This window comes from Nocardia sp. NBC_00565 (assembly GCF_036345915.1).
In the GTDB taxonomy this organism is placed as follows: domain Bacteria; phylum Actinomycetota; class Actinomycetes; order Mycobacteriales; family Mycobacteriaceae; genus Nocardia.
On record NZ_CP107785.1, the window covers coordinates 8,070,950 to 8,088,242 of the forward strand.

Consider the following 17,293-nt stretch of genomic DNA (forward strand, 5'->3'; position numbering starts at 1 on the left):
ATGGTGATGCGGCCGAGGCGATCTCGGTGATGGTGGTGGATGACCACCCCATGTGGCGCGACGGGGTGTCCCGCGACCTGTCCGAGGCCGGGTTCGTGGTGGCCGCCACCGCGGACGGGGTCGGGGCGGCCACCCGGCGGGCGGCGGCGGTGCGGCCCGCGGTGGTGTTGATGGATATGCAGCTGCCCGATGGGAACGGGGCGCAGGCCACCGCGGAGGTACTGCGGGTGTCGCCGCAGAGCCGGGTGCTCGTGTTGTCCGCCTCGGCCGAGCGCGCGGATGTGCTGGACGCGATCAAGGCCGGGGCCTCGGGTTATCTGGTGAAGAGCGCGTCGGCGACCGAATTGATCGAGGCGGTGCGGGCCACCGCGGCGGGGCAGCCGGTGTTCACGCCCGGATTGGCCGGGCTGGTCCTGGGCGAATACCGGCGGATGGCGAGCGCGCCCGCCGAACCGGACGAACCGCATCGGCCCGCGCTGACCGAGCGGGAGACCGAAGTATTGCGGATGGTGGCGAAAGGGCTGTCCGCCAAGCAGATCGCGTCGCGGCTCGGGCTCAGTCATCGAACGGTGGAGAATCACGTGCAGGCGACCTTGCGGAAATTGCAGTTGGCGAATCGAGTGGAATTGACGCGCTATGCGATCGAGCAGGGCCTGGAGTAGTGCTGCCGAAATCCGGGATTGCCCTGATGCGCCGATGGCCCGGGGCTCGGTAATCTCGAAGCTATGGGTGGCCCCGAATCGGTATCCAAAGGTGTCGGCTCCGGTGACGTGGTCGGCGACCGTGAGCTGCGCGTCTCCGATGCCGAACGCGAGCATGTCGGCCAATTGCTGCAGCGGGCCGTCGGGCTCGGCATGCTCTCTCTCGGCGAGTTCACCGAGCGGATGGACACCGCGCTGGCCGCCAAGACCCGCGGCGAACTCAACGCCGTCCTGATCGATCTGCCCGGTGTGCGACTCGTCGGCCAGCCCGCCGCGCCGCCGTCGACATTCGTGAACGCCGCGCCGTCGTTCGTCAAACGGCCGATTTCGCCGGGCCTCGCCGTCCCGTCGCAGGTGACCCCCAGCAACGTGGTCCGCAGCCGCCTGTCCGGCGTCAACCGCCGCGGCCCCTGGCAGGTGGCGCCCATGCTGCACCTGAACAACTGGCTCTCCGGCGTCACCCTCGATTTCACCGAGGCGATCATGTCCACCCAGGTTGTCGAATTACATCTCGACGACTACCTCAGCTCGCTGACCCTGATCGTCCCCGGCGAGGCCACCGTCGATCTCAACGCCCTCGACCTCATCGGCTCCAGCGTCAACAACAAGGTCCGCACCGGCCCACCCATCGGCCCCCTCCACCTGATCGTGCACGGCCGAGTCCGCTTCGGCTCGGTCACCGCCAAACACCCCTTTCGCGCCCAGTTGCGCAAGTTGATGGGCGGCTGATTCGCAACTCGTCGAGCCGGCCCTCGCGCGCCGTGTGCCGTCTTGCCTGCTTGGTGCGAGTGGTCTACGTCCAGGTGTCGGCCACGATGTGCGCGGCGGCGTCGTGGTCGGAGACTTCGTGGTCAGGTGTTGACGCCGATGCGGCGGGCGAAGGCGCGCAGGGGGACTCGGCGGTCGTGGTCGAGGAGTTCGGAGACGATATGGCGAGGCAGGGATTGGTATTTGATCCAGTCGCCGCCACCGACGCGTTCGGCGTTGAGCAGGGCTTCGAGGGCGCGTTTGTGCTGGCCGGTGCGGGTCCATGCGACGGCGGTGTCGGTGAGATGGCGGGCGCGGGAGGCCTGGGGGAGACCGCAATTGGCGGGCATATCCTTCGCGGCCGCCAGTGCCTCCGGATAGCGTTCGGAGCTCACGTTCACATCGACGGTTTGCATGATGACTTGGGAAGGGCCGAAATAGGTTTCGTAGTCGTGCCGATCGCCGCCGATGCGCAACGCCACCTCGCCCGCCGCTTGGACCAGTGATAACGCCTCGGGCACATCTTGTGATCGACCCGCCGCCGTCGCGCCCTGCAGCACAAGTGATCCGTACGCGGACAGGTGCGCCGGGGTTTCGTCGCCCGCGGGTTCCAGACTCGCGGCCGCGCGCAGGGCGACCTTGCGCGACTCCTCGTAGCGGCCCTGCACCAGCAGCTGCCAGGCGACCGAGCCGCGAATGGTGCCGAGCAGCAGCGGGTCGTTGCCGAGCTCCGCGGCGGCCAGCGCCTGCCGGATCGCGAGGAACGCCGGATCGGTCTGGCCCAGGTGGACCAGGGTGCAGCCGGTGACCCAATACATCCGGGCGAGTAGTTCATTCGCGGGTGCGACGGTGCCGTTGCGTGCGGCGTGCACCGTCGCCCGCAGTTGGGTGAGCCCCAACGGCAGGATCGAGGTGAGCAGTTCGTAGCGACCCACCCAGTAGGCGCCCCAGGCGTAATCGACTGCGCGACTGCCCTCGTCGAGGCCGATCGCGTGCTCCTCCGGCAACTCGCCGAGTAGATCGTCCACCGGGGTCAGCGCGCGCCGGATCGCGACGATGCCCGCGTCCGGATTGCCGGAGGGTATGCCGTGCCGCTTGCCCACCAGGTCGGAGATATCGACATCCAGTGCGCGCGCGAGTTTCTGCAGGCTGGCGATCGACGCGGTCTGGCGGCCACCCTGTTCGAGCTTGCGCACCAGATCCACGCTGACGCCGGCTTGGTCGGCGAGTTGGCGCTGGGTGAGCGCCTTTCCGCGGAAGCGTCGTATCCGGACGCCGATCGACGAATCGTCCATGTAGCCAAGTCCTTTGTTACATCCTCGTTTCAGGGTACGACGCTAAGTGATTACGCTCACCCAAAGTGGGACATTACGTACGACTCGTCGACGCCTAGTTGGAATACCGTTGCCTTTCTGCAACTTTGAGAATGCAAAGGGCGGCGGCAATGAATCTCATGCCGAATACCACCGAGCGAGCTCTCCGCGCCGATCGCGCGTCCGAGCCGGGTGTACAGACCACACGATCCACGCGCCACACCCAGCGCGTCCGCGAACAGCACGGCCCGCTACGTGAACGGGGCTGCCCGGTCTGCCGAGAAGTCCGGATGCGGTGAGGGGGAGAGCCATGTTCGAGCGCTGTCATTCGCCCCACGAAATCGCGCATATGCTGCGAAATCGGTACGGGTTGCCGGTCCAACTGCTGGCCGGTCGCCCGATGATCACCACCGGTTCCATCCTCGGCGCCGTGGTGATGCCACCCGAGCTGGGCCGCAAGGTCCTCGGCACGCTGGACCGGACCTACGCGGCCCCCGTGGTCGCCGATCCGGGTGAACGCACCTGGACCTTCCTGGTCGCCCCGCCGAGCCCGGCGACCGCTGTGGATATCAGCGTGCGCCAGAGCCTGGCCGGTCATCACGTGACGGTCATCCCCGGCGGCCGCCACGTCCTGTTACCCACCACCGACTCCCAACTCGGCTGGCACTGGGCGGGCGAACCGGCCCCGGGAGTGCTGCGCATGCCACCGCGCTCAGCGGTGATCAACGCGGTGCACCAGGTCACCACGATGCGAGCCCCGAGCATCTGATCGCGCCGCCCGGCTGACCCCACCTGCAATCCCGGGTGTGGGTCAGCCAGAGTGTCACGCTGTAGCACCTCGTGCTACCGAAGCGGTAGGCTGAGGTATGTCCGTTCAGCCTGAGATTACGCAGCGGGACCTGCGGAACAGGTCCAAAGAGATCATGGATGCCGTCGAGCACGGCCAATCGTTCACGGTTACTCGAGACGGGCACCGGATCGGCGAGCTGATTCCGCTCCGGCGGCGTCGGCGCTTTGTCAGCAGAGACGACTTTGTCGCGATGTCACGCAACGCCCCCGCTGTTGACCTTGCGGCGTTTCGCGCTGATCAGGATGCCCTTGTTGAGCACGACGTAAGCGGTCCGTATGACCGATGAGGTTCCGGAGTTCGGACTACTGGATACCAACATCCTGATCCTGCGGCGGCATATCGACCCAGCCGAGCTCCCGACGAACATGGCCATCAGTGCCATCACGCTGGCCGAGTTGTCCGCGGGACCGCACGAAGTTCGAAACAACGCCGAGCAAGGGGAGTACGACGAGTACGAGGAGCGCGCGCGTCGGCTGGATGTCCTGCAACGGGCCGAGAGTGAATTCGACCCGATTCCCTTCGATGTGGAAGCGGCCCGCATATACGGCAGGGTGTCGGCCGCGGTCGTTGCTGTCGGACGCAAACCGCGCAGGCGTCTTGCCGACCTGATGATCGCCTCGACGGCGATTGCCAGTGAATTACCGCTGTTCACCACGAATCCCAGTGATTACGTTGGACTGGAGCGGCTGTTGACGGTGGTGCCGGTTACCCGACCTGCCGGGTAACGGTCTGTTAGGACCCTGTCGTCCGACGCGGCGGCGCAAGTCGGGTAGATATCTGTGGTCCACCGAGGATTTCTACTCATGTCTCGGCGTTGTCCGCGAATCAGCATTGGAGCATGACTACAGCTATCGATCCCGCGCTCATTTCGCGGTTGTCGGGGGAGTTCACCGCGTTGGGAACGCAGATGGGCGTTCTCGGTCGAGACTTGGATCTGTTGCGGACTCAGGTCGTGGCGGGTTCGGTTGCGGCATCTGGTGTTTCGAAAGCGGTGGACGCTCGGGTCGCCGGAGAGTCGCCGGCCGGTTCGATTCCCGTGTCGCCCAGTGCTGCTGACGCGCCTACATCAGGGGCGGTATCGCCTGATATCGGGTCCACAGCTTCGACGGGGTCGACCGGCCGCGGGACACCGACCCCATCGACTGAGCCTTCGGGTGCCCCGGTCGTGCCTGCGACGGGACCGGAGCCCGGTGAGCCTGCCGTGCGGGAGACATCGTCCACGACACCGCTTGCCGGAGCCTCGGGAGAGTCGGCCGGTCCCGCGTCGGCGGTCGAGCCTTCGGGCGCTCCGATTGCGCCTCTGGCCGGGTCTGCGGCGGCGGAACGGATTCCGATGCCGCCTGTCGCGCCCCCGCCTTGGGGGCAGCCGGCGCCGGGATACGGGCCCGGCTACGCGCCGTCACATCCTGCCGCGGTGTCCGGCTGGGCGGTGACGCCGCCTGGAGCGCCAGTCCCTCCCGGCGCAACAGGGGTGCCGGGGGCGAGTGTGCCGGGGGCTCCGGGAGGGTATGCGCCGTCGGCGGGAATGCCAGTTGCGCAAGGTCAAGGCGGGTATCTGCCGCCGACAGGTGTCCCGTATCGGCCATCCGGTTCGGCGGTTCCGACAGGTGTGCCGCAGCGGCCCGCCGGCGGGGCGATTCCGCCGGGTATGCCTGCGCGTCCGCCGGTGCGGCGCGGACCGACTGCGCCGCGGACGCCGTGGTGGCAGCAGGAGGGGATGATCAGTCGGGTGCTCGCGGTGGCCGGGGTGGCCGTGACACTGATCGGTGTGGTGATGCTGCTGGTGCTGGCGGCGCAGGCCGGATTCTTCGGGCCGGTGCCGAGAGTTGTGGCCGGTGCGGCGTTCTCGGCGGCACTGGTGGGCGTCGGGATGCGCGTGTTCGGGCGGGTCGGTGGCCGGGTCGGCGGAATTTCCTTGGCCGCCACGGGTATTGCGGGGGCCTATCTGGATGTGGTTGCGGTGACCGCGATCTACGGGTGGCTGCCTCCGGTGGTCGGGCTCGCGGTGGCACTGGCTGTCGCGGCGGGTGGGGTCGCGCTGGCGATGCGGTGGCAGTCGCAGCCGTTGGCGTTGCTGGTGGTCGCGGGTGCGGCGGTATTGTCGCCAGTGGTGACCTCGGAGCTGGTGCTGGTCGCGTTCCTGATCGTGTTGCAGTTGGTCTGTGCGCCGGTGCAATTGGTGCGTGATTGGCCGTTCCTGCATGTGGTGCGGACGGTGCCCGCGACGCTGGCGACCCTGTTCGCCATTGCCGTGGCCGCCATCGGTGATCCGGCGCAGGGGCGGGTGAACTGGCTGCTCACCGCCGCGATCGCGGTGGCGGCGATCGGGTTGGTCGGCGGTGTGCTAGTGGTGCGCAGACGATCCGGCGATATCGTGGCCGTGCTGAGCTTCGCGCTGTCGACGGTGCCGCTGCTGGCCGCGCCCGCGATGTTCGAACGGCATTCGGCGGCCCTGGTCGCGGCGAGCTATGCGGCGGTGCTGTTGAATGTGGCGGCATTGCCGATAGCGCCGAAACTGCGTGAGCTGGTGCGGATTCCGAATTCCATCGCATTCGTCGCCGCGATCGCCGGTTCGTTCGCGCTGCTCGAGGCATGCGTCGGGGTGACTCGGGTGCAAACGCTGCCGATCGCACTGTTCCTGGTGGCGCTGTGCTTCCTCGGGGTGGCCGGGCAACAGCGCTCGCGCGTCACCGCCGCGATCGGTGTGGCCTACACGATGGTGGGCGCACTGGTGTTCCTCGCCACCGTGACGCCGGAAACACTTGCGACGCAACGGATCGCGCAGGAGCGCCTCGGCATTTCGACCGCGCTCGGCGCCGTCCTGGCACTGGTGGTGATCGCCGCGGCGGTCTGGTGCGTGCGCCAACTCCCCGGCACGACCAGGGGTGGATCCGATGAGTCGACGCTGTTCGTCGTCGCGAGCGCCGCGAGCCTGTACGCGGTGACCGCCGCGACGGTCTCGATCGGCATCGCGACCGGCGCCGCCGATGGCTTCATCGTCGGTCACAGCGCCGCGACCATCATCTGGATGGCCGCCGCCACCGCCGCCCTGCTCTTCGGCCTGCGCAACCTGTCCCGCTCGGCCGCCGTGGCCAAGCTGGCCCTCGGCTCCGGCCTCCTGGTCACCGCCGCCGCCCTGGCCAAACTGTTCCTCTTCGACCTCGCCACCCTCGACGGCCTGGTCCGAGTGGCGGCCTTCCTGGTAGTCGGCGTCCTCCTGCTCCTCGTGGGCACCCGCTATGCCCGAGCCTTCGCCGAAGCCGCCACCCCACCCCGAGATCCAGCGGACCCCACAGCTCGCTGACCCGCCTGTGCGGCCGTGACCAACGTCGCGGCCGCACAGCCATCCCGGTCGCAGACGGCGGCCGGTGGTGCCCTCCGGAGGTCATACCCACACCCTAGGTCGAGCTATTCGCGGTCGCGGCGACGCAGGAGTTCGTTCACGCTGACGGTGCGGCCGTCGGCGCCGTGGTGGCGGCCCTCGTCGGGTTTGCCGATGCGGCGGCGGTTGGAGCGCAGTTCGGCCATCCAGTTCTCGATGCTGCTGCGGTTCTGCTCCGGGGCTTCGTCATTCGGCGGTGGCGGGGTCGCGGGTTCTTCGGGGGCCGCATGCTGGGTCGGGTGGTCCGCGGCCGTGGGTGCCGGCGTGGGTTGGACCGGCGGCCTGGGCGCGGGCGTCGGGTACATCGGCGTGGGCGTCGGCGGAATCGGACGGGTCGGCTCCGATGACGAAATCGAAGGCAGCGGCCGCGGCCGGATCGGCTCGGGCTGCACCGGCTGGGAAGTCGGCGGCGTGGCCGGCGGCGGCGTCTGCGCCGGCGGTGTCGCCCTCGGCCGAGTCGGATCATGCGGTGCGAGCACGGGCCGCGGCGGTGCGGGCGGAATATTGGCGGGCGGGAGCTTGGCGAACTGCTGCGTCGGCGCTCCGGCCTCGATCTCCTCGATCGTGCGCGGACGGCGCGGGCTCTTGCGAATCGGGCCGAGTGCGGGCATCACGGTGGTGACCGGATCGGTGACCGGTGTGGTCTCGATCAGGTCGACGAGCTCGCCGCCACCGGGACGCTCATCATCGAGGATCGGCTCGCCGAGCCCGATCTTCTGCTGCACCTTCTTCATCCAGGCCGGCGCCCACCAGCAGTCGTCGCCGAGCAGCTTCATGGTCGCCGGAACGAGCAGCATGCGCAGGATGGTGGCGTCGATGAACAGCGCCGCGATCATGCCGTAGGCCAGGTACTGCATCATCACCAGATCGGAGAACGCGAACGCGCCGGTGACGACCAGCAGGATCAGCGCGGCGGCGGTGATGATCCGCCCGGTCTGCGCGGTGCCGATGCGCACCGCTTCGGTGGTCGATGCCCCCTGCGTGCGCGCTTCGACCATGCGCGACAACAGGAATACCTCATAGTCGGTCGACAGACCGTAGATGACGGCGATGATCAGCACCAGCACCGGCGACATGATCGGCTGCGGAGTGAAGTTGAGCAGGCTCGCGCCGTGCCCGTCGATGAAGATCCAGGTCAGAATGCCGAGTGTGGAACCCAACCCGAGCGCGCTCATCAACGCGGCCTTGATCGGCAGCACCAGCGAGCCGAAGGTCAGGAACATCAGCAGCGTGGTCACGAACAGGACCAGCGCGATCATCCACGGCATCCGGTCCAGCAGCGCGTCGATGCTGTCGCGCTGGATCGCGGGCTGTCCGCCGACATACATCTGCACGTCGTCGGGCACCTCGAGCGAGCGCAGATAGTCGATGGTCGGATCGAAATTCTCCGAGTCCGCGAGCGTCGCACTGGTGCGGTAGACGTTCGGGTCGGTGGTCGAACGCGACGGCACGTCGAAGGTGCCGGTCAACCCCGGCGCCTGCTTGGCCTGGGCCCACACCTTGCCGACGTCGTTACTGTTCTCGGAGACGAAGACCAGCTGGATCGGATCGGACTTGCGTAGCGGGAAGATCGAGTCGAACTTCGCCTGCGCGAGCCGAGTCGCGTTGTCCGGCGGCAGATACCGCTCGTTGATACCGCCGAACGCCAGGTTCTTCACCGGAATGATCAACAGCAGCAACAGGATGCAGATCGGGATGGCGATCTTGAGCGGATGCTGCATAACCCAGCGGGTGGACCGGCCCCACAAGCTGTTCTCGACGTCCTCCGCGGTCTTGGTCTTGCGGAATCGCTTGAACCCGAGCATGTCCACCCGGGGCCCGAGGATGCCGAGCATCGCGGGCAGGATGGTGATGGCGGTCAGGGCCGCGAGTGAAACGGTCGCGATGGAGCCGTAGGCAATGGATTTCAGGAATCCCTGCGGGAACAGCAGCATGCCGCCGAGGCTGGCGATGATCATTGTGGCCGAGAACACAACGGTGCGACCCGCGGTCATCACCGAACGACGGACAGCCGCGCGCGTGTCGTAGCCCTCGGCCAGTTCCTCGCGGAACCGGCTCACGATGAACAGGCCGTAGTCGATGGCCAGACCGAGACCGATCATCGAAACGACCGGCGACACGAACGAATTGACCTCGGTGAATTCGGTGGCGAAGCGCACGATGCCCCACGCGCCGATCACCGTGAGACCACCCACGATCAGCGGCAGCGCCGCCGCGACCACACCACCGAAGATGAAGAACAGCAGCACCGCGACCGCGGGAATGGCCAGGATCTCCATCCGCTTCTGGTCGGCGGCCATGGTGTCGTTCAGCGTGCCCGCTACCGCCTGCAGACCGGCGACCTGCACATCGACGCCCGGAATGTAGAAGATGTCCTTCACTTTCCGGAAGTTGCGCACCATATCGGTGTCGTTGTCGCCCTGGACGGCGATCGAGGCGAAGGTGTACTTCTTGTCTTTCGAACCGAATGTCAACGGTGACGCGGGGCCGGTATCGGTCTGCCAGTAGGCGCCGTTGACCTTGGCGATCTCGTCCGGATGATCGCGCGGCAGGCTGTTCAGATTGTCGACGATCTGCTGCCGGAACGCCGGATCGTCGATCGTCTTACCGTCCGGCGCGGTGTAGAGCACGATCACATCGCTGTTGTGATCGCGCCCGAACGCCTCGTCGGACAACTTCGCCGCCTGCGCCGATTGCGACGTAGGATCATCCCACCCGCTGGAGCTGAGATGGTCTTCCAACCCGAGGCCGTAACCGCCAAGCGCCAAGAGTGCGGCCGCGACCATGCCGATGACGGCGAAGCGCAGCCGATAGACCAGATCGCCCCAGCGTGTGAACACTAAGCGACTCCTTGGGCAGGGCGAGAGGTGAGCAGCGCCGACAGCGGCCGGAACGGCTGCAGCCAGGCGCCCTCGTCGGGCAGCGAGTCGAGGCTGACCCTGGGCAGCGGTTCACGGAACACGCCCGGGATCTCCTCGAGGTCGATGAACTCGAGAGTATCGGATGTGACAGCCCAACTCGCATGCTCACGGAAGCCGAGTATCTGAACGGGGATTCCGTTGGCGGCCAATTGTTCGAGCGGTTCGCGGAAGGCCTGGCCGTCGGCGGAGGCGACCATGATGCCCGCCAGACCGGCGCCGCGACTGCGTAGCTCGATATGTGCCAGCATGTCCGCGTCGACATCGGAGTCCTCATCGATCTTGGGCTTGGCGAAGACCGCGTAGCCGACATTGCGCAGCGCCTCCACCCACGGCCGCACCACATCCGCGGTGCCGGGGGCGATATTGGTGAAGACGGTGGCTTCCGGTTCGACCCGGGTCACGCTGCCCACCGATAGCTCGGCGGTGCGCGCGAGCAGCCAGCGGCCGAGTGCGTCGAAGCGCGGGCGATAGGCGGCGGTCGGCCGGCCGCCGAGGATGGCGCCCAACCCCATATCGAGATTCGGGGCGTCCCAGACCAGCAGCACCCGACGCACATCGGGCGTCGCAGCGCCGATTACCTCTGATCCGGTTCCGTGCACCTCCCCGGCAACATCCACGACCTCACTCACGCTCACCATCATCCGATCTTCCCCCATATGAACTCGTTGATGGCGCTTCCGGCGCGATGCGCCTTGCCTTCGAATTTCGTGACAGGCCTTTCGAAGCCGATCGGCGCGGTCTCCCGATGCTCCGCGCTGACCCCGCCCGTTGTCTCGTTCAGGCCGATGAGCAGGGGTTCTGCCGCGCCGACCGCGGCGATGAACTCCGCGTAGTCGGCGTGGTCGGTCGCGACATGCAACACACCGCCGGGCCGCAGGCGGTTGGCGATCAGCGCGACCGTCGCGGGCTGCAGCAGCCGTCGCTTGTGGTGTCGCGCCTTGGGCCACGGGTCGGGAAAGAAGACGCGGACGCCGGTGAGCGATTGTTCAGCAATCATGTTTTCCAGCACATCGACGGCGTCGCCGCGCAGCAGCCGAATGTTTTCGATCTGCTCGCGCTCCACGCGTTGCACCAATTGGGCCAGACCGGGTTGGTAGACCTCGATGCCGAGCAGATTCAGATGCGGTTCCGCCTGTGCCATCGCGGCGGTGGCGGTGCCTGTCCCACAACCGATCTCGATGACGAGCGGGGCGTCCCGGCCGAACCAGGCTGCGGCGTCCAACGATTCGTCGGCGACATCGCGGCCGATGCGTGGCCAGGTGCGGTCCCAGGATTGCTGCTGGGTCGCGGTCAGCGCGGCCCGGCGCGAGCGGAAGCTCGTCACGCGGGGGTACAGGCGGGAGCCCGAGCCCTTTCGGGATCCACCGTCCGCCCGAGCCGAAGCTGTGGACGGCGGACCGGGAACTGACTCGGCAGTGTGGTTCGCGGCGTCGTTCACGCAGTCCATTGTCCAGCATCGGATGATCAGCTCGGCAATCGGCCGCTAGCGATTGCTTGCAGGTCGCTCGAAATGGTCAGCTAGCGATTGCTTGCAGGTCGCTCGAAATGGTCGGCTAGCGATTGCTTGCAGGTCGCTCGAAATATCAGCTGGCGATTGCTTGCGAGCCGCTCCTGGCGATGCTCCGGAGCGGCGCTCGAAAGGCCCTGCCGTTGATCGATCAGGCGGCGCGTTCGCGGGGGATTCGGGTCTCTGGCGCGCTCTCCTGCCGCAGCGGCTTGCCCAACGCCACCCTGACCGCGGTCCCGAGCATCTCCAGCAGTCCGCGCACCCCGGCGGGCGAGGCGGCGACCGACCACACCGTGGCGTCGCCCTCGTCGCGCACCGGTTGCCCGGCGAGCCGATCGCTGAGCCAGTCCAGGCTGATCGGGGTGGCCAGCGGGAGCAGCGAGAAGTGCTCGCTGAGCCGATCGCGCACATAGGTGACCTGTGCGCCGCCGCGCCGATACCGTTCCACCTGACCGTCGATGCCGTCCATATGGATGATCTGGTCGTGCACCGGCTGCACCACCAGCAGCGGACAGGTCGGGGTCGAGTGGCCCAGGCGCAGGTCGGCGAGCATGGCCTGCAGGTCGGGCTCGGCGAGCACCTCGTCGAGCGGGCGGGTCAGGTGGCTACCGACATCGCGATTGATGAGGCCGAGGATCGCCGAGAACGGCGTCGCCCGTTCGGCGCGTTCGATCAGTCGATGCCCCTCGGCGTCACAGTCGGTCTCGAACACCGCGGCCAGCGCCGGATACAGCCGTCGCAGCGCCGCCAGCACGATCGCGGGCAGTCCCGCGTAGTGTCCACCGTTCAGCCGGGTGAAGACCTGACCAGGATCGCCGACCGGCGCGCCGAGCACCGCGCCGACGATATCGATCTCCGGCGCGTAGGTCGGCGCCATCTCGACCAACCATGAACTGGCCATGCCGCCACCGGAATAGCCCCACACCGCGACCCTGGTATCGGGCCGCAGGCCGAGGGGAGTGAAGCGCAGTGCCGCGCGGATGCCGTCCAGCGCGCGGTAGCCGGGTTCGCGTGGTGCGCCGAAATTCCCCTGTGGGCCTTCGTGATCGGCGATGGTCACCGCCCAGCCGCGACGCAGCGCATTGGCCACCAGCATCCATTCGAACTGGGTGACCGAGCCGAGCGCGCGAGCGCCGCGCCGCAATGCGTAGGAGGGTGAACAGCGCTCGGCGACCGCGTCCATGGCGGTCTGGAAGGCCAGTAGTGGGCGATCTTCTTGCGGATCCGCGCCGAGCGGGAGCAGCACCGTGGTGACCGCCGCCTCCGGCGTGCCGTGCAGATCGCAGCTGCGGTAGAGCAATTGCCATGCCGAGACCTGCTGCGGAACACGGCCGAACAGTGCCAGTTCGACGTGACGGCTGCGCAGGATGGTGCCGGGCGGACGGGCCGCGAACCCCTTCGGCGGCCGCAGGAACGGATCGGTACTCGGCAACAACGGCTTGCGATCCAGATCCTCATTCGACCCATGATCGACAGCACCGATGACATCGACGGCCACGGCAACCTCCTCATCGAGACCCGGCACTGGCGGACGAATTCCGCCCGGTCGGCTTGCCGCGTTCGAAAAGTGAAGCTGCGCACCGACTATGGTGCCGACCATCTCAGCAGACTAAGTTATCAGGGCATCTGGGGGAACCCCGAGGTAGGGGGCTTGCCGCGCACTAGACTGCGCGCATGAGCGAGCCAAGCATGTGCCAGCGCGCATCGCGCATGCCGGAGCCGAGTGTCAGCGAGGCGCGGGCATGAGCAGACCGACTGTGTTCATCACCGGTGCGGCAGCGGGCATCGGCCGGGCCACGGCCCTATTTTTCGCCGCACAGGGGTATCACGTCGGCGCCTACGATATCGACGAGGTGGGCCTGACCCGCCTCGCCGCCGATATCCACGCGGCCGACGGCAGCGTGCGGACCGGGGTGCTGGATGTGACCAACGCCACTCACTGGACCGAGCGTCTCGCGGAGTTCCACGCGGACCAGGACCGGCTCGACATCCTCGTCAACAATGCGGGCATCCTGCGCGCGGGTCCGTTCGAGGATATCGATCTCGCCACCCATCAGGCGATCGTCGATGTGAATATCGGCGGCGTCATCACCGGTACGCACGCGGCGTTCGGATATCTGCGGGATACGTCGGGGGCACAGGTGGTGAATCTGTGCTCGGCCTCGGCGATCTACGGTCAGCCCCAACTCGCCAGCTACGGCGCCAGCAAGTCCGCGGTCAAAAGTCTCACGGAGGCATTGGATCTCGAATGGGAGCGCCATGACATCCGGGTGATCGCGGTGTGGCCGATGTTCGTCGCGACCGCCATGGTGGACGGCATGGAAACCGGATCGACCAAATCGCTCGGGGTGCGCCTGACCGCCGAGGATGTCGCGAAGGGAATCTGGGAGGCGACCCGCAAGCGCGGACGGCTGCCGCGCGTGCACTACGAAATCGGTACGCAGGCAAAGGTACTGGCGACCGTCGCGAAATACGCGCCGAACTGGGCGGTGCGCACCGCGAACAAATACTTCAGCGGCAGCTGATCCGCTCGAGCGAGCGGCAAGCAGTGACCAACTGACGATTTCGAGCGACCTGCAAGCAGTCGCTGCTGACCGTTTCGAGCGGCCTGCAAGCAGTCGCTACCGACCGTTTCGAGCGACCTGCAAGCAGTCGCTGCTGACCGTTTCGAGCGACCTGCAAGCAGTCGCTACGGGTGCGTCCGCGCGGTACCGCGGCCCGACGTCTGCAAGAATTGCGCACCGAAAAGGGGGTGTGCAGCTTTGCCGACAGCCACCGACTCCGACGGGCCCCGTATCCGACCGGGCGGACCCGCGCGTGAACTCGACCAACTCGACCATCTGCTCGCCACGCTGCGCTCGGGGGCGGATCCACGGATCGTGGGTCAGGTCGGGGCCGCCATCGCCCGCTGGCGCAGGCCGCCGCGCATCCAGGTGACCGGTCGCGCGCATACCGGGCGCAGCACCGTACTGCACGCGCTGGCGCTGATGTCGGCGGTGGAGACGGCGGCAGTGGACGAGCCCGGGGTGGCCGATCCGGAGCTCGACGCCGACATCATCGTCTATGTCCTCTCCGGTGCGCCGCAGCCCGCGGACCGGCGGATCCTCGCCGAGCTGCCGCCCGAGCGGACGGTCGCGGTGCTGAACAAGGCCGATGCGATCGGCTCCCGCTGGGGCGATGCGGTTGCCGCCGCCGAGCAGTACAGCGGCGGCCTCGGCACCGTCACGTTGCCGGTGGTCGCCTCGCTGGCGGTGCGTACCAGGGCGGGTGCGGTGACCGAGGCCGATCTGGCTACATTGCGCCGGCTCGCGCAGACCGCGGATCCGGCGCTCACGCTCTCGCCCGACCTGTTCGTCGCGGCCTCGGCCGGATCCGATGTCGCCGAACGCGAACAGCTGCTGCAGCGCTGGGATCTCTACGGCGTGACCTGCGCGCTGTCCGCGCTGCGCGAGGACCCCGAGCTGTCCCCGCACGCGCTGCTGCAGATCATGCACGCGGCCAGCGGCATCGACCCACTGCACCGGTTGCTGCACCGCCGCTACGAACAGGTCTCGGCGTTGCGTGGCGGCGAACTCCTCGACGAACTGGCGCGCCTGGCCGCCGGCGCGCTGCCCGGCGACGGCAGCAATGCCAGGGACATGGTGGAGGACTATCTCTTCGGCGACGACGCCCTCTGGCTCGGCCTCTGCGCGGGCCTGGCCTATCCGGAGGTCGCCCACCTGGCCGCCGGTTACCGCTCGCCCGCACCGGCCGACGCCGACGACGCCCTGGCCCGCGCCGCCCGCTGGCGCGCGGTGGTCGCCAGCGATATGTCCCCCGCCGCCCGCCGCGCCGCCCTGCGCGTCCACAACGGTTACATCCGGCTATGGGAGCGGATGAGCAGTGCCGGACTCTGAGCAACCGGACCCGCGCCTGCCCTTCGCCGCGCCTGCCTCGGATGAACCCGCGATCGGTCCGGATAGGCCCGCTGATCCTCCGAATGGATCGGTTCGTGCTGCTGGCGCGCCCATCTCGGCCGAGTCTGCGCTGGGAGGGCCGGCGACCGGTGCGGGCGGTAGCGCCGCGTCCGCATCGCGACGGACAGCGCCCGATTCGGCTGGAACTGCCGCGACTGCTTCGGCAAGGACGGGAACCGCCGCCGCGGTGCCGCCGTCGGGCAGTGCACAGCCGCAGCTGACGGCGGCGGTGGCAGCGGTTGTCGCGCGGTGGAATCCGCAGGGGATGGCGTTGCTGCGGGCGGTGCGGGGGACCGGGGTGGCCTCGGCGGTCACGTTGATCGGTCCTGATGACGCCAACACGAGTCTGTTGCGCACCGAATTGGCTCGGTTCGAGCCGCGGATCGATCTGTCCGACCCGGTGCCCGATGCCGGCGCGGCGGTCGAGAGCACCTCGTCGTCGGGCACCGCACCCTCGGCCGTCGCGCTCATTCTGTTGGACGCGGGTAGCGCCCTCGGGGCCGACACGCTCGACGTGATGCAGCGCCTGCGGGCCGACGGCACCAGAATCCTGTTCGCCATGAACGGCATTCACGCTTACCAGGACTGGCGCGCGGTGCACGCGCACAACCTCGAGCTGCTGGCTGCGCAGGGCGCCGACGACCTGGAAATCGTGCCGGTCTCCGCGCGGCTCGCGGTGGCGGGCCGCGCTGCGGGCGATGCGGGCCTACTCGATCGTTCGGGCTTCGGCGCGCTGCACGCTGAATTGGCGGCGGCGACGGCGGGCGCCGAATCCGATGACCGGGTCACCGCGGTCACCACGCGGGTGCTCGCCGATACCCGCAGGCGGGTCGCCGAACAGGTCGCGGTGCTGCGCTCCGGCGCCGAACCGATTCGGTGGCGCGAGGAACGCGCCGTACTGCTCGCCGGTCGCGACGGCGGTCGCGCCACCGCCATGTCCACCCTGCGCAGCCAACTGCATCTGGCCAGGGTCGATCTGATGACCGATGTCGGCGCCAGGGTGCGCGCGCTGCACACTGCGGCCCGCGGCGAACTCGACCGACTGCGTCGCGCCGAACTCGGCGACTATCCCGAACGCCTGCAGCAGGCGGTGAGCGAGCTCACCTCGGCCGTGGACGCGAGCATCGACCACCGGGTTTCGGAGCTCACCGACCGGCTCGGCGCTGATCGTTTCGAGCGACCTGCGAACAGTCGCTACGTGCCGCCGGATCAGGACCGCGATATCCCGCCGCGATGGCGTGATCCGGCCCCGCGCGTCGGCCCGGATCCGGAGCCGCGGCATCGGGGTGTCGAAGATCACCTCATGATTGCGCTCGGCGCCTCCGCCGGAGTCGGCATCGGCCGCCTTTTGGTCGCGCCGTTCTCGCTCGTGCAGGCGTTGGATTTTGCCACTGTCCCGGTGACGCTGCTGCTCGGCGCCGGTGCGGCGGCCTGGGTGGTGCGGGCGCGCGGGCAGGTGGCCGACCGCGCGCATCTTCGTCAATGGGTCTCCGACGCGCTGGTGAATGTGAAGGCCCAATTGGAGCAGCGCGTGGCTACCGCACTGGTGGAATCGGAGACGGCGCTGGCCGATCGGGTGATGCGCGCTAGCACCTCGCGAATCGTCGAAATCGACCGTCAAGTGGCCGAATTGGAGGCCAGACTGCGTCGGGCCGCCGCCGAGCAACCGGGGCAGCTCGCCGCCTGCGAGCGTGATATCGCGACCATCGATGGATATCGCACCTCTTTTGATTAGGTAATTAATGGGTACTCCCTGGGGAACCCGATTCCGTACTGGTCGTCACATCGCGTTAACCTCTTAAGCAGGAACCTGGGCGTCCGCTTCGTCCTTGTACGCGGTCCAGCCATGACGCGCATTCGATTGGTCGTAGCGGGTGCCTTCCCGCCAACGGTGGCGCTCGGTGTGTTCGCGCTGG

At 68.0% G+C, this 17,293-nt stretch carries 14 protein-coding genes; 9 read left to right on the forward strand and 5 right to left on the reverse strand.

What is annotated here, in order from left to right; genetic code table 11:
- The first annotated feature begins 29 nt into the window (after positions 1-29).
- Both OG874_RS37245 and OG874_RS37250 read left to right on the forward strand, forming a co-directional pair.
- On the forward strand, positions 30-662 hold the full coding sequence (locus OG874_RS37245; RefSeq protein WP_330257589.1) for a response regulator transcription factor: 633 nt from the start codon (positions 30-32) through the stop codon (positions 660-662).
- Positions 663-725: 63 nt separating this feature from the next.
- Complete coding sequence (locus tag OG874_RS37250; protein WP_330251729.1) at positions 726-1,430, forward strand: DUF1707 SHOCT-like domain-containing protein; 705 nt, start codon at positions 726-728, stop codon at positions 1,428-1,430.
- Positions 1,431-1,552: 122 nt separating this feature from the next.
- Here the strand turns inward: OG874_RS37250 and OG874_RS37255 are convergent, their stop codons facing one another.
- On the reverse strand, positions 1,553-2,743 hold the full coding sequence (locus tag OG874_RS37255; protein ID WP_330251730.1) for a helix-turn-helix domain-containing protein: 1,191 nt from the start codon (positions 2,741-2,743) through the stop codon (positions 1,553-1,555).
- Positions 2,744-3,071: 328 nt separating this feature from the next.
- Here OG874_RS37255 and OG874_RS37260 point away from each other — a divergent pair, with 328 nt between their 5' ends.
- From OG874_RS37260 to OG874_RS37275, 4 genes are all read left to right on the forward strand, one after another.
- A complete protein-coding gene (locus tag OG874_RS37260; RefSeq protein WP_330251731.1) occupies positions 3,072-3,530 on the forward strand; it encodes a hypothetical protein in 459 nt (152 codons plus the stop codon).
- A 97-nt stretch (positions 3,531-3,627) separates the two neighbouring features.
- Entirely contained in the window at positions 3,628-3,897 is a 270-nt protein-coding gene (locus OG874_RS37265) for a type II toxin-antitoxin system Phd/YefM family antitoxin (protein WP_330251732.1), read from the forward strand.
- Positions 3,887-4,336 carry a type II toxin-antitoxin system VapC family toxin gene (locus OG874_RS37270; RefSeq protein WP_330251733.1) on the forward strand — a complete coding sequence of 150 codons (450 nt, stop codon included), beginning with the start codon at positions 3,887-3,889 and terminating at the stop codon, positions 4,334-4,336. The genes OG874_RS37265 and OG874_RS37270 overlap by 11 nt, the downstream gene beginning before the upstream one ends.
- 923 nt (positions 4,337-5,259) lie before the next feature.
- Positions 5,260-6,915 carry a DUF2339 domain-containing protein gene (locus OG874_RS37275; protein WP_330251734.1) on the forward strand — a complete coding sequence of 552 codons (1,656 nt, stop codon included), beginning with the start codon at positions 5,260-5,262 and terminating at the stop codon, positions 6,913-6,915.
- 104 nt (positions 6,916-7,019) lie between these two features.
- Here the strand turns inward: OG874_RS37275 and OG874_RS37280 are convergent, their stop codons facing one another.
- The 4 genes from OG874_RS37280 to OG874_RS37295 form a co-directional block, all read right to left on the reverse strand.
- Positions 7,020-9,833 (reverse strand): MMPL family transporter, encoded by a 2,814-nt coding sequence (locus OG874_RS37280; RefSeq protein WP_330251735.1) that lies wholly within the window; start codon positions 9,831-9,833, stop codon positions 7,020-7,022.
- On the reverse strand, positions 9,833-10,552 hold the full coding sequence (locus OG874_RS37285; protein WP_330257590.1) for an NYN domain-containing protein: 720 nt from the start codon (positions 10,550-10,552) through the stop codon (positions 9,833-9,835). Before OG874_RS37285 ends, OG874_RS37280 begins: the two co-directional genes overlap by 1 nt.
- A complete protein-coding gene (trmB, locus tag OG874_RS37290; RefSeq protein ID WP_330251736.1) occupies positions 10,552-11,361 on the reverse strand; it encodes a tRNA (guanosine(46)-N7)-methyltransferase TrmB in 810 nt (269 codons plus the stop codon). Before trmB ends, OG874_RS37285 begins: the two co-directional genes overlap by 1 nt.
- Positions 11,362-11,572: 211 nt before the next feature.
- Complete coding sequence (locus tag OG874_RS37295; protein WP_330251737.1) at positions 11,573-12,919, reverse strand: lipase family protein; 1,347 nt, start codon at positions 12,917-12,919, stop codon at positions 11,573-11,575.
- A gap of 244 nt (positions 12,920-13,163) precedes the next feature.
- Here OG874_RS37295 and OG874_RS37300 point away from each other — a divergent pair, with 244 nt between their 5' ends.
- The 3 genes from OG874_RS37300 to OG874_RS37310 all read left to right on the forward strand — a co-directional run bounded on the left by OG874_RS37300 (position 13,164) and on the right by OG874_RS37310 (position 17,112).
- Positions 13,164-13,946 (forward strand): SDR family oxidoreductase, encoded by a 783-nt coding sequence (locus OG874_RS37300; protein ID WP_330251738.1) that lies wholly within the window; start codon positions 13,164-13,166, stop codon positions 13,944-13,946.
- A 237-nt stretch (positions 13,947-14,183) separates the two neighbouring features.
- Entirely contained in the window at positions 14,184-15,317 is a 1,134-nt protein-coding gene (locus OG874_RS37305; protein ID WP_330251739.1) for a hypothetical protein, read from the forward strand.
- Between the two features lie 247 nt (positions 15,318-15,564).
- Positions 15,565-17,112, forward strand: a complete 1,548-nt coding sequence (locus OG874_RS37310) for a hypothetical protein (RefSeq protein ID WP_330251740.1) — start codon at positions 15,565-15,567, stop codon at positions 17,110-17,112.
- The last annotated feature ends 181 nt before the right edge of the window (positions 17,113-17,293 follow it).